This is a genomic window from Ohtaekwangia sp. (assembly GCF_036568665.1).
Lineage (GTDB): Bacteria > Bacteroidota > Bacteroidia > Cytophagales > Cyclobacteriaceae > Ohtaekwangia.
This window is the reverse complement of record NZ_DATCSD010000330.1, coordinates 1-14004: the sequence shown is the minus strand read 5'-3', so window position 1 is coordinate 14004 and position 14004 is coordinate 1. Positions and strand designations below refer to the sequence as shown.

General features: G+C 43.4%; 10 protein-coding genes. 9 read left to right on the top strand and 1 reads right to left on the bottom strand.

Going from position 1 to position 14004, the window contains the following annotated elements; translation table 11 throughout:
• The 4 genes from VIN08_RS18530 to VIN08_RS18515 all read left to right on the top strand — a co-directional run.
• Positions 1–2841: RHS repeat-associated core domain-containing protein (locus tag VIN08_RS18530; RefSeq protein WP_331968042.1), on the top strand; the 2841-nt coding region annotated here is incomplete at its 5' end.
• Positions 2842–2843: 2 nt separating this feature from the next.
• The gene (locus VIN08_RS18525) at positions 2844–3389 is read left to right on the top strand and encodes a hypothetical protein (RefSeq protein ID WP_331968040.1); all 546 of its coding nucleotides are present in this window, start codon (positions 2844–2846) and stop codon (positions 3387–3389) included.
• A gap of 685 nt (positions 3390–4074) precedes the next feature.
• Complete coding sequence (locus tag VIN08_RS18520; RefSeq protein WP_331968038.1) at positions 4075–4449, top strand: hypothetical protein; 375 nt, start codon at positions 4075–4077, stop codon at positions 4447–4449.
• 900 nt (positions 4450–5349) lie between these two features.
• Positions 5350–5493: a hypothetical protein gene (locus tag VIN08_RS18515; RefSeq protein WP_331968037.1), complete on the top strand. Its 144-nt coding sequence runs from the start codon at positions 5350–5352 to the stop codon at positions 5491–5493.
• A 1518-nt stretch (positions 5494–7011) separates the two neighbouring features.
• On the opposite strand, the gene VIN08_RS18510 is transcribed toward VIN08_RS18515, so the two are convergent.
• Positions 7012–7551, bottom strand: a complete 540-nt coding sequence (locus VIN08_RS18510) for a helix-turn-helix transcriptional regulator (RefSeq protein WP_331968036.1) — start codon at positions 7549–7551, stop codon at positions 7012–7014.
• Positions 7552–7710: 159 nt separating this feature from the next.
• Between VIN08_RS18510 and VIN08_RS18505 the strand changes: the two genes are divergently transcribed.
• From VIN08_RS18505 to VIN08_RS18485, 5 genes are all read left to right on the top strand, one after another.
• Positions 7711–8262, top strand: coding sequence for a sigma-70 family RNA polymerase sigma factor (locus tag VIN08_RS18505; RefSeq protein WP_331968034.1), 552 nt, complete (start codon positions 7711–7713; stop codon positions 8260–8262).
• A 210-nt stretch (positions 8263–8472) separates the two neighbouring features.
• Positions 8473–9453, top strand: coding sequence for a FecR family protein (locus tag VIN08_RS18500; RefSeq protein ID WP_331968032.1), 981 nt, complete (start codon positions 8473–8475; stop codon positions 9451–9453).
• A 200-nt stretch (positions 9454–9653) separates the two neighbouring features.
• Complete coding sequence (locus tag VIN08_RS18495; RefSeq protein WP_331968030.1) at positions 9654–12272, top strand: SusC/RagA family TonB-linked outer membrane protein; 2619 nt, start codon at positions 9654–9656, stop codon at positions 12270–12272.
• Positions 12273–12367: 95 nt separating this feature from the next.
• A complete protein-coding gene (locus VIN08_RS18490) occupies positions 12368–12973 on the top strand; it encodes a hypothetical protein (protein WP_331968028.1) in 606 nt (201 codons plus the stop codon).
• Between the two features lie 89 nt (positions 12974–13062).
• On the top strand, positions 13063–14004 hold a 942-nt coding region (locus tag VIN08_RS18485), incomplete at its 3' end, for a RagB/SusD family nutrient uptake outer membrane protein (protein WP_331968026.1).

The following is a 14004-nucleotide window of genomic DNA, read 5'->3' as shown; positions in this document are numbered from 1 at the left end:
AGTGCTATCGATAACCTGAGTACCGTGGTGTATGACTTTGAAGGCAAGAAACTGGTATCTAAAACTTACCACAACGCAGGCACAGGAAGAGTAACCACCGTTATTAACAAGATGCTTTACGACCACATGGGCCGCCTTACGACTGTATACCAGAATAACAATGGTGCTGCCAGCGACCAGTTGCTGGTAAAGTATGAATACAACGAGCTGGGCCAGCTGGTTGATAAAAAGCTGCACGAAACCAGCGCAGGAAGCAATACCTTTTTGCAGTCGGTAGATTTTCGCTATAGCATACAGGGATGGCTTACTTCCATCAATGATGCACAGGTTACGAGCGACAACGGGGTGACCAACGATGAAACCACGGACTACTTCGGCATGGAGCTTCTCTATGAAAAAGCGCAAAGCGGCATTATTACCACCCCGCTCTATAACGGGAACATCAGTGCCGTGAAATGGAAAGCGCCCGGTACAGCAGCCGGCCCGGTCGACCAGCGGAGCTATAAATTTACCTACGACAACGCCAATCGTTTCAAGACTGCGGTTTCTCAGATAAGCATCTCGGCTACCGACTGGACCAAAGAAGTCAACGCGCTGAATGAAAGTGTAACCGGTTATGATCTGAATGGTAATATCCTGACGTTGCAGCGCAATACACGGAAAAATCAGACTTTATCCACCTATGTTTCGCAGGCAGCCGATAATCTCACCTATACCTATGACCCTGCTGCGGGAGACCAGTTGTTGCAGGTAGTGGATGCCACTTCGAATGCTGCGGGCTTTGACAATGGGACCAGTGGTACGAGCAACGATTATTCCTACGATGCCAATGGAAACTTACTGTCTGACAAGAACAAGGGAATTAGCAATACGGTATACAATCACCTCGGTAAACCAACCTCTGTTGTATATACGGATGGAAGACATGTAGACTATACTTATGATGCAGCCGGAACAAAACTCACGATGAAAGTATACGCTGCCGGAGGTACATTGCAAACCACTACCGACTATGCCAATGCTTTTGTATATGTCAATAACCAGCTGAGCTTCTTTGGTTCACCGGAAGGAAGAGTTGTTAACAACAACGGTAACCTGGAGTATCAATATGTCATTGCCGACCATCAGGGTAACACGCGTGTGGTGTTTACATCGGTTAATCCGACAACAGCACCCACCACAGCTACCTTTGAGGATGCTGTAGCCGACAGTAAAGTATTTCAGAATGTTAATACGAGCACTACGTACTGGGTACCGAAGTCTGGTGCCAACAATACCGCTGGTGGGCAGTATGTAATGCGCATGAACAGCACATACCCGGCAGGGCCTGCCAAGTCACTGAAAGTTTTTCCGGGCGATGTGGTAAACATGGAGGTGTGGACTTACTTTGAAGGAAGCAGCGGCTTCGGCTCCAGCGATCAGCCGTTAACTGCGCTGATCACAGCCGTGGCATCGGCCTTTGGTGGTGTGAATGGTGCGCCTGGTGAAAGTGGTGTAATCTATAGTGGTATCAGTGCTGCCTATACAACTTCCGGTGCACCGGCAAATCAGTCTGATGCTGTGCCCACGGCACACCTGAACTATATTCTCTTCGACAAAGACTATAATGTACAAAACATGGGTTGGCAGTCAGTTCCTGCAACCGCCAACCTCAGCAAACAAAAGCTAACTTTTAGTTCGCCTGTAACCATAAAAGAGGCAGGCTACATATATGTATATCTGAGCTATGAGGGCGATGGAACAAATTGGGTATATTTCGATGATTTGAAAATAACCCACACCAAAAGCAACGTGGTGCAGTATAATGAATACTATCCGTTTGGTTTGCAGACCGCAAGTAGCTGGACAAGAGAGAACAGCAGCAATAACTTCCTGTACAACGAAGGCTCGGAGCTCAATCAAACTACAGGGTGGTACGAAACGGGGTTCAGAGGATTTGATCCGGCATTGGGAAGGTTCATGCAGATTGATCCGATGGCAACGAAGTTTGCATCATTTAGTGGTTATCATTATGCGGCCAACAACCCGATCATGTTAAATGATCCTACTGGGAGGGATTTTACGATAACTGTTAACACCAAAAATGGGCCGCAATACTTTAACGTGAAGTACCATGAATACTCAGTCGATAATAGTAATTGGACTTCGGGTAGGTCGGTCGAAACTTGGGATATGCCTTATCATACTCCTACCGAGGATTACTTTACTATGAATATGTTTGACTTTCAAGCGAAGTATGGCGTGCACCCATCGCAGGTCGTAATTCAAAACGGAGTGGCAATGGAGCGTTGGATTTATGAGGGTGGGACAATTCGAGATGGCGTAAAAATTCCCGAATGGCAGTATGAATTTTTGCTGCCGGTTAAAGCTCAGCAAGAGTTGATGGATGTCACAGACAAATTCAACGAGCAGCTGAGACAAACCGAGGAATTCTTTTCTGCAATGGGTAGAATTTTCGATGCAATTGACTATCCCTCGATTATTTACTTTGCAGAGATTCACAGGCGAGCAGCTAAACTTCGTTTTTTTAAATCTCAGGTAGGTACAAAGAAGCCGTACGATATTAAACAACCAGGAAAGGGTTTCAGTCCTCGAGAAATAGGTCTGCAAGCCATATACAACGGAATTACTTATAATTATGATGATTTCGGAAACATCAATTATGGGGTTGCTGCAAGAGCACTAGGGCTTACATGTTCAGAAGCAGTTGCTGGTGCAGGATATAATCAAACATTTCAGACTCGAACTCCCGAATGGAGTAATCCGGGTGGTTTTTTTGATCATAGTAGAGATACTCAGATGATCAAATTTGGATTTAATATGCTTGTTCCCAAAAAATAAATATGCGATCAAATATCTTCTTATTTTCTTGTCTAATGTTTGCCTTGACTTCTTGTGGACAGATAACAGATCCTCTCAGGAATAAAATTAATTTGACAGATGAAATAAATACCGTTGCTGATTCAATCATCTACATAGAGTCCTTAATAAAAAAACTACCGGCAAGTACAATAGTTGGTAGCTTTATTGATGATGATGGATATTTATATTTGAATTCAAAAAAAATTGGGCTCTTGGAAAATGCCTTATCAGATTCTTCAATGATGCAGAATGAGGTCTTTATAAATTTTAACGAACAGGACTATCAAAAACTTATTTCAATCACAATTTTCTTGTTAAAAAATCATATTGATGCCTCGGGAATAGATAACATTACAGGTCTTTTTACTCATCAGTATCGAAGAACAGATGAATACACATATCGCGACTTGAGATACATAATGGTGAACGTTGACACGACATCTCGAAAATTTGGCGATCATTATCAGGTTTTGGACAAAAAGGAGAATATGCTGCTTGTGGCACCAATTGATGTTAAAGTGGAGTAGTTGCCCAACAAGGAGATCCTCAGACGTGGTACTACATGAGCAGGAATGGTAAGCCTCATGGGATGGTATATGATCCAGTGGGTAAGGTTATCTATGAAATCAATCAGGTACCTAGTCAGAGTATATGGGAACAGCTTGAAGGATTGATAATAAATTCTTTTCCATCGAATAATTTTAAAGTCAATATATCAGTTGCCTACCAGTACAGACAAAGTAATGATGCTGAATGGTCAAGTCTCTGGGCACGAGAAAAAAAAATGGGTAGTTTCTTTTCTTTCACCAGTTACGGTGACTGACCCTGCAGCTGCTACAGCATGGCTCCAGGCGCAGACAGGAAACCCATGGCCCTATAACTTTGGTGTAAATAATTGTGCGCACTACTCATGTCAGGGATTGAATGCAGGGAAGCGGGTATCAACTTCCTTGGGCCACTTCCGTCAAGCTTCCCTATCCACCCACCATGACCTGGACGGCAGGTCAAGCCTCCCAAGTTCCAATCAAGTGACGATGAGAAAGACAATGTTAACCTCGCTGATATTTTTAAATTGGTTATTCATCCACTCCTGCAACATGATAAATTCTGGCGACCCGTTACCGGGCAAGATCGTTGTTTCAAACTCGCAGAAACATGAATATTTCATTTATGTAGACTCAGATATCCCAAATCATCTTTTAAATTAAAAGAATGACAAGGAGGCGGAATACAGTGGGATGGGACTGGTTGAATACAAGAGATGCTTTTGTTGGTACAGAAGGAATTCCTGGATTAACCCGGATGGAATACAGGTGCAACATTGTACAGTTTGACCTATCAGGGAAGATCACAGACAGAATCTATGAAGCAGAAAAAGGTGAACTTGCGTGGCCGAGAAATTCATCATGGGATGACAAGTATCTTCTTTTTATGATTCAAAGAGAAGCTGACCCCATTAAGCATCCGTTCGAAGGTCTCGCATCAATGGTTTCCCTGGCAGTAATGGACTTGGAGCAAAGGAAGGTGGTTGTAAATATAGACAGTGTAGGAAGGTTCCCCAATCTTTCGATAGAGGAATCTCCCTAGCTGCACGAAGGCTACCAATTTGTTTACAGCATTGATGGTCGAGTTAAATTTAAACTTGAAGGGCAAGAAGAACTCATCAACCCTGTTCAATCACCTGAAGGTATTTACCTTTTTGATGTACTTACAGGTGAACGTAAGTTGTTGGTTCCAGGAGGTCGTTCTGCTATTGCATCGCCTACCAGTAACCAGATTGCATACCAAAAGGATAATTCACTGGGGTACTTGACTTGAAAACCAACAAGGAAAAGATAATTTACACACATAGCTCCAGAGAGAATTCCTGCGTGGCACACACTGGACACCTGATGGAAAATCTATTTACTTCGCGGTACACCCGCCAATTGGGAATTACAGACATCCTTAACGATAACGGAGAGAAACTGATTGATGCAAGTACCGGAAACGAAAAGCCCTTTAGGAAAATTGGCACGGATTTGAACCCTACACATGGAAATAGATGAATAGCTATAAGGCCCGGCAAGTTCCGGGCTTTTGCTTTATAGCATGCAACTCAGCAGAAGTTCGCCGGTCAAACTTTTCAATATTTAGGAGGATCAATTGGACCAGGCCATGTTACAATACCTTAGAGGAATAATATTTTTAGGTTGCCTTATGCTAAACAGTTTAGCATACAGTCAATATACTGTATCGGAACATCTGTGGTCATCTGCAGACGAAATACTTTTGGTAAGGGTGATCGAAGAGAAACCTGAATTATGGAGATTAATAACAACATGCACTTCTGATGTCATAGTGCAAATTGTGAACACTTATAAATCGACCAGATTTGCTTCCGATGTTAAAAACGTAATATTTGCACGATTGTATGATTGTTCAAAAGAACCTATTGCGAGTAATGCTTCTATGTTAAAAAAAGATAAGCGGTATATAATTTTTCTGTTGAGCAAGGAACCTAGCGAAGTAGAGATCGCAGAGGAAGGTAAAAAGAAAATATATAGTTTATCGGATCTTGCGTTAGGCATCCTGGAGTACAACGATCAATTGGAAGGCTTCTTAAAAAGCAAGCAGCGTGCGAAACATTAAAGAATAAAACCCGCTCACCACCGGGTTTTATTTTTTTGGCATATGCCTGTTTAGTTTTAGCATCCCGCAGGAGAGAGTCTATTACTTTAATTAAAACGCTACAAGATACATCTTTGATAACCTCTAGGCTTTATAATGGTTCCTTTTTTGGTGACAGTCCTGCCTTACTTGTGTGCTTCGAAAGCGATAATACTTCAAGAGCCCCATACTTGAATGATTCCTATGTGCCAAAAGGACTGAAGATATTTGATATCAACTCTAAAGGTACTTACCGGATAATTGATAGTACTGAATTTAAAAGAAGACGCAACTGATAAGAGAAAACTTCTCATTGCGGGCAATTGTCTAAGCACATCTGAGTATCTATTAGGCTATTCTATGGGAGACAACGCTTCCGGTCTGTTCATGCATAGGATCTCAAGAAACAGAGAAAAATAGTTACTCTGATGTTCGAAATAAAATGGTTGTTTCGGTTTATAGGTATGGATGCAATTTTCATTGTAATACAGATCTCCTGTGGCATGAATTTGGACACATACTTCAGGCACGGCAATATGGCTCAACATATTTCTATTCTGTCATTGCACCTGCAAGCCTTCAAAGTGCTGCGTCAGACCCAGCTCATCATAGAACGTTCTGGACCGAAGTTGAAGCTAATACTCTTTCGTTTTATTATTTTAACTTTCCTAACAATTGGAAGCTAAGCGAGTATCCGATAAATATTAAATATGCTCCTAAAGATCCGATTTTGGGAACACCACGTCCTTTCCAAACAAATTAATTAGAATGATCATAATGTTTCTTTTGAATGTTTGCCTTGCGCTTCTATTACCTTCATGCGATCCAATTGATGGCCGACTTGAAATTGTGAACAATTCGGATAAGAAAGTCTATTGTCTGTTCACTGAATTTGAAGTTTGGAAAAATTGTACGATAAGACTTGGTTTTACAGGGGACCAAGATTTCAGATAAAAATTACATATATGACCTTGATCCACATGCGAATAGGAGGCATGTGAAAACGGGTTCTACCAAAGCTTTGGAGATTTACATTGAGGAAATTTGCGAAAACAAAAAACTCCATGTTTTTACGTTTAACCTTGATACTTTGACAACGTACAGTTGGAAGGAAATCATTGAAAATAATCTTTATGAGAATAAGAAAGATTATTCGTTAGCTGAGGTGAAGCATGAATTGGAAATTAAGCTCATTGAGTAGAACGTATTGTTGCACAACAAGAGGGGCAGTGATTACGGGGGCGCTGTTATCAATACAGGTATGCTATCAAGAGATAAATAACTGCGCGAATTGTTGAGTTTTCTCAATGGGCAATTAGGCACAAATGCGCTGCTTGTGAAAGCGCTGGACACTTTAGAAAGTATATTCAGAAGTTTATAGACTAGATTTTAAGAGGAGTACCCCTTTTCAGACTCTCCATCCATGCTAACGAGGGACAGATTCATGAGAGGTACTGGCTATATTTCGGAGTATGAAGAACTGTCGGGTCCAGAGCGCAATCAATTTTTATCGGATTTTCGATACTGAAACTTTGATTTCTTATCTGTGGGAAGTTTCACAACAAGACCTTTCTTCCTTAAATTTTCCAGTGCCTGCGATATCGCGGTTGTGGTAAAGTCGGCACCGAATTTATCCTTTAGTAAATCAGCTACTTCTTTGGCGAAACGTGGCGAAGAAAGAAACTTTGATGGGAGCACCTTTGTCCGCAAAGTATTGGCTAACCCTTTCTTTAAAAACGTTGCTGGATCGATGCCGTTTTTTTTTAGAAACCCCCTAATGCTTTTCTTAAGTTCTTCCGAACTCGGAAGCGGCGCAGAGTAGTCAAGTAACTCAGAATCAGTCAAGCCAAAAAATTCTGCTAGCACGGCAATATGTGTTAAGCCAATATTTCGGCTACCAGTCTCTATTTCTGATAAATGAGGCTGGGCGATGCCTGTCGCATAGTGTACTTGCTCTTGCGAAACATCTGCTGCTTGCCGGAATTTCTTGAACCGTTCCCCAAACCGTTTTAGAGTTTCTGGTCTTTCGATCTTTCTCACCCAGGCAATCTGCGGTCTACATCAATCTAATTTAATCTGATAAATCATATAAAAAATAGATTGTTTCGTATATTTGCCTTCGGAGGATTACGAGGAATGACAATCCTTCGCGTAGACGAAACTTGGTTTTTTATTCTAAAAACTAACTCTTATGTTACTATGGCGTACGAATGTCTCCAAGATCAAGAGTTGATGCGACTGCTATTGCAGGGCAATGAAAAAGCGTTTGAAGCAATATATACTCGCTACGCTGGCAAGCTATATGGTTACGCCAGAAAGAATATACCGACAAAAGAAGACTGTGAAGAGATCATCCAAGAGGTATTCGAATCCATCTGGCTCCGACACGAGGATCTCACTAAGGTTACACTATTGGAAGCCTATCTCTTTCGGATGGTGAAGTATAAAGTGATTCGTTATTTTCAACACTCGGCCGTCAAACGAAAATATGAGGAGCATTTTAAACTATTTGAATCTATATATGACTCGCTGGAAGAATTCGAGAAGGAGCCATCATTGATACAAAAAGTTATTGAAAAGGGCTTGGCGGGGTTGCCGGACAGGGTGGGGCAGGCCATGCGTTTGCGCCTCCACGAAAACCTCTCCAATGAGGACATTGCCCGCAGAATGAACATCAAAAAAATCGTTGTAGAGAAATATATAGGTATAGCGAAAAGTCATTTGAGAGCCTCCTACGACAACCTTATTTGAGCGGATTTAGCAAGGTATCAAGGCCATTTTCTCACTGGCCATAGCGTACCAGAATTTCTTACGGGGAATCCTTATTTTTTTAACCGAAATACGGTAAATTGTTAGCCTCACAAAATATTCCTGTCTATCAGGGTAGGTTGGCGGCTAGCTTTGTCATGTTACCTTAAGATGCTTCCACAGACCAGAGTAAGTTGGATTTAAATTACACCCATGGAAAAATCAAATTTCGACCAGCTGTTAAAAAAGTATATCACCGGGCAGGTGACTGAATCCGAGAGGGTAAAGATAGAAGCGTGGCTCGATGTGATGAAGACCGAGAATTCAAAGGACCTTGAACTCAATCCCGCTGATGCAGAGAGGCTTTTTCAGAAAATCGTAAGCAAGAAAGACAACCTGGAGCAAATTAAATCTTTTAAACCCTCCAGCGGTAAGGAAACAAAAACTCTCGGTGCAGGATCCCTTTTGAAAATTGCTGCGTCAATTATACTGCTTATAGTGGCAGGATACTTTTCGTATTTAATGATTGGCAAGAAGGACAATTTCAATTTCCTCGCGAGCGATAAAGTTGAAAAAATTATTCTTAACGATGGTACTCTGGTATGGCTACAGAAGAATAGCCGCTTAACATATCTCGACAAGTTAAGTCAAGGCATTCGCTATACAGAACTGGAAGGAGAAGCGTTGTTTGAGGTGGCTAAGGATGCGACACATCCATTTCATATCAAATGCAACGGTGCTATGATAAAAGTACTGGGAACAAGCTTTAGCCTGAAAACGAGCGATCATGTCGTCGAGGTAAAGGTACTTACCGGTAAAGTCAACTTCTCGACAGCCTCAAATATAGCAGGCATCGATGTTGAACCTAATCAAAAAGCTGTATTGAAACCGAATGGGGCGCTTGAAAAATCGGCGATGGTTCAGGGGGAGATTACAAGCATTACAAATGACACGGACTATCTCATGAAGTTTGCAGATGCGCCATTGTCTGAAGTGTTAAACAGTATAGAACGAAAGTTTGATGTCACTATAAAGAAATCTTCTAATGCGGCAGTCAACTGTAAAATAACGGCGGATCTGACGGATCAATCCCTGGAGCGTTCGCTGGAAACCATCGAAGAAATATTGAATGTGAAATTTGAGCAAAACGGCCAGGTGATAACTGTTACCGGAGCCGGGTGTTCAACACCATAAAACAAAGGCCTAAACTCATTAACCTGTATGCAAACCAAGAAACGCTCGCCGCCAGAATCCCCTTAAAACAAAAAAAACAGGAGTGATTCGACCACTCCTGCTTACAGCCCTTTTTACCTAATGCCGGCCCTTGGCGGGGCCAGGGTGAGGGTGCTTTGTTTCAAGTCCTGTTACGAACCTATTACAAAACAATTAAAGTTATGAAGATTTTCTGTACGGAAAAACTCTTTAGGCTTATGAGATTGTGTATGATTTACTGGCTAATCGTCTTAACATTTTCAGGCATCTCGATGGCTTTTGACAATCATGCCCAAATTCTCGAAAAGAAATTCACCATCGTCCTTCACAATGCCACCTTCACGGAAGCGCTAACGAAAGTGTCTGAAACCACTGGCATTAAATTCGCCTATAGCTCCAACGTGCTCCACGTTCCGGAGAAAATTAGCATTAAAGCAGAAGATGTCACTTTGCGTGTGATATTCCAGAAACTGTTCGTCTCGCAGGGAATTGAATATAAAGTTCGGGAATCCGACAATACCGTGTTCCTCAAAAACCGGGAAGCAGAGAAAGGGCGGGCATCGACAGAATACCCTGATGACTCACATAAACAGGAAGGCAATATCACAGGCAGAATTACAGATGCCGGCGGATTTGCCATGGCTGGCGTCAATGTCATCGTCAAGGGAACCACGAATGGTACCACATCGGATAAGGGCGGAAACTACACCGTGTCAGCCGCGGAGACAGACGTCCTTGTCTTTTCCTTTATAGGATACACTCCGGTTGAAGTTTCAGTCAACCATCGAAGCATAATTGATGTGACGCTGGAAGAGGATATCCACAGCCTGAGCGAAGTAGTTGTAAACGCCGGTTATTATGAAGTAAAAAATAGCGAACGAACCGGGAGTATCGGACGCGTGTCCAAGGAAGAGATTGGCAAACAGCCTGTCTCAAATCCTATGCAGGCTCTGCAGGGCAGAATTCCGGGCGTTGTTGTTCAGCAACAATCCGGTGTGCCGGGTGGAGGATTTGTAATTCGCATAAGGGGGCAGAACAGCCTGCGCAGTGACGGAAATGAGCCGCTATATATCATTGATGGCATGCCCTACAGCGGGTCATCATTTTCCGGGGCCGCGAGCAGCGAAATCATTCCCAACGGGAACCCCTTTGCGGCCCTGAACCCAGATGACATCGAGAGTATAGAAGTTCTCAAGGATGCTGATGCCACCGCTATATACGGATCGCGTGGCTCAAACGGTGTTGTTCTTATAACTACCAAGAAGGGTCGCGAGGAGAAATCGCACGTAGATATAGGGATCTATTCGGGTTTTAGCACAGTGCCGCATTTCCTGGATCTTCTTTCAACACCACAATACCTGGCTATTAGGAAAGAAGCCTTGCGGAACGATAAGGCCGAACCAGGCTTTTTGGATCCTGATCTTACTTTTTGGGATTCGACCCGCTATACTGACTGGCAACGTGAGTTAATAGGCGGTACGGCCTATACTACGAATGCCACGGCATCAGTGTCAGGTGGTAACAAAGACACCCAGTTTTTAATGGGCGGTGGGTACTTCAGGCAAACAACGGTCTTTCCGGGCGATTTCAATGACCAGAAAATATCAGGGCATGTGAGCGTCAATCATAGCCCAACCGGGGCAAAATTGGGCGTGAACTTCTCTGCGTCGTATGTATTTGATAATAATAATTTGCTCAGGAATGACCTTACCCGCTATATTACATTGCCGCCAAACGCCCCACAGGTATATACGTCAGATGGAAGTCTTAATTGGGAGAACTCAACCTGGCAAAATCCCTACGCGTTCCTGCGCAAGCCGTACCAGGGTAGAACAAGCAATCTTATCTCTGCGCTGTCCCTTCGATATGAGGTAATTCCGGGGCTATATCTGAAAAGCAATTTCGGGTTTACCGATACCCAGGTAAGAGAGTTCTCGGCATTCCCGATAGGCACGGACGATCCTGCGTATAGTATTAAAACAGCGATCTCGGTATTTAGCAATAGCAGCATTCGCACCTGGAATGTTGAGCCCCAGGCAGACTACAATAAGCAAATAGGAAAGGGGACACTCAATGTGCTGGTTGGCACTACCTTCCTTTCAAATACGCGAACCGGGACCGATGTGGAGGCTTCTGGCTATACCAGTAACGCTGTTCTGGAAGACATCATGTCTGCGGCGTCTTTGAGCGTTATTGGATCCAAAGACGTAACGTACCGGTATAATGCAGTCTTTAGTCGCATAAATTTCAATTGGGACAAAAAATATCTATTGAACCTGACGGCTCGGCGCGATGGGTCAAGTCGTTTTGGACCCGAAAAAAGATTTGCCAATTTCGGCGCCATTGGCGCAGCCTGGATTTTCAGCAATGAAGATTTTCTTTCCGACAGCGAACTCTTCAGCTTTGGTAAACTTAGGGCAAGCTACGGTGTAACCGGTAGCGACCAAATTGGCGATTACCAATACCTGGACACCTACCAGCCTTTTTACAATACCTATCAGGGACAAACCGGTATTGTACCTGCGCGACTGGCAAATGCCACCTATTCCTGGGAGACCAATAAAAAGTTTGAGGCAGCCCTGGAGCTCGGCATCTTTAAGAATGCCTTGCAGGTATCAGCAAGCTATTTCAGAAATCGCTCGTCAAACCAACTAGTGGGTTTGGCTTTGCCTTCGATCACCGGATTTACATCGATTCAATCCAACTTTCCGGCTATCGTTCAAAACTCAGGTGTGGAGATCGAGGTCCAATCCACCAACCTCAAACGACAGGACTCCTTTGGACTACGTCTTTCAACCTGACTGTCCCCCGGAACTTACTTGTGGAGTATCCAAATCTGGCGGGGTCCGCTTATGCAAACCGTTATGAGGTCGGAAAATCGCTTTACATCCGGAAGATGTATCATTTCACCGGTGTTGATCCCCAAACAGGTTTAATCGCATTCGAGGATAAAGATAACAACGGAGTAGGCACTAATTATCCGGGGGACCTTCAGGCAAGAAAACAGATTACGCAGGACTACTATGGTGGTCTTCAAAATACAGTAACCTATAAAGGATTTCAAGTCAGCTTATTTTTCCAGTTTGTCAAGCAGACAGGCTATTCCTATATCGCAAGTCCTGCCTTTGTAGTTCCGGGCCGAAAGGGAAACCAAATGACGGATGTGCTTAACAGATGGCAGAAACCGGGTGATGAGTCGGAGTACCAAATGTTCACAAGCTCTTATGCATCGAAAGGCTCCGGCCTATATTCCATCAGCACGTATGCCGGAGACAACTCTATAACGGATGCATCTTTCATCAGGCTTCAGAATGTGTACCTCGCGTGGAGCGTTTCTCCACCATTGATGAAACGCCTTCATCTAAAGGGGGGAAAGGTATATGCCCAAGGTCAAAACGTTCTGACCTGGACTAAGTACAAAGGCCTTAGCCCTGAGACACAAAGTCAAACGATGCTGCCTCCGCTTCGAACAATAACAGTTGGTTTTCAACTATCACTCTAATACCAGCGACTATGAAAAGAAATCATATATATGGATTCATAAGGATATTGACAGCAATTTCTCTAACCCTTTACTCTTGTACTGACTTTTTGGAGGTTCCGGCCCCGGCAACCCAGATCGGAAGTAACACCGTATTCGAAGACGAATCCACGGCTAACTCTGCGATCATCGGAATATATAGTGCCATGACAAACTCATCGGGTTTTGCCAGTGGAGGTTTATCAAGTGTTACGTTACTGGCCGGAAGATCTGCTGACGACTTCTTCAATTATTCTCAAGGCGCAGCCGCTGAATTTGCCGCCAATGAGCTCACGCAAAATAATAGTTATGTGAACGAGTATATCTGGAAAGAGGGTTATTCCTATATCTACGATGCCAACGCCATTATCGAGGGCGTAGCTAAATCTACTCACCTTTCGCAAACGGTCAAGGATCAGCTTCATGGAGAAGCAAAGTTTTTACGGGGGTTCTGTTATTTCTATCTGGTGAACTTCTTTCAGCACGTTCCACTTATTACCGGCACAGACTATCGTGTAAACAGTGTGGCCGTGCGATCCTCGCCAGACATAGTATATGCACAAATCGTTGAAGACCTACTTGCGGCAAAAGATTTACTGAAAGCTAACTATGCTGTCGCGGAAGGACAGAAAACGCGTGCGAACCAACTTGCAGCAATGGCACTGCTCGCCAGAGTATATTTATACCAGGCAGAATGGGAAAAGGCAGAAGCCGAATCAACCTTGCTCATTGAATCTGGTCTCGCACTTGAGAGCGATATCAATAACGTATTCCTCAAGAACAGCACAGAAGCAATCTGGCAGCTTATTCCGCCGAAGGGCGCGTTTGCCACCAATGAAGGCTCGATTTTTATTCTTACCGATATACCTTCAGAAGTGTCACTATCCAAAGAACTCATGGATAGCTTTGAAGCGAATGACGTTAGAAAGTCCCAATGGACAAGCAGTGTTAATGTGGCGGGAACTAACTTCAATTTTCCGTTCAAATACAAAGTCAAGTACGGTGATGAAGAT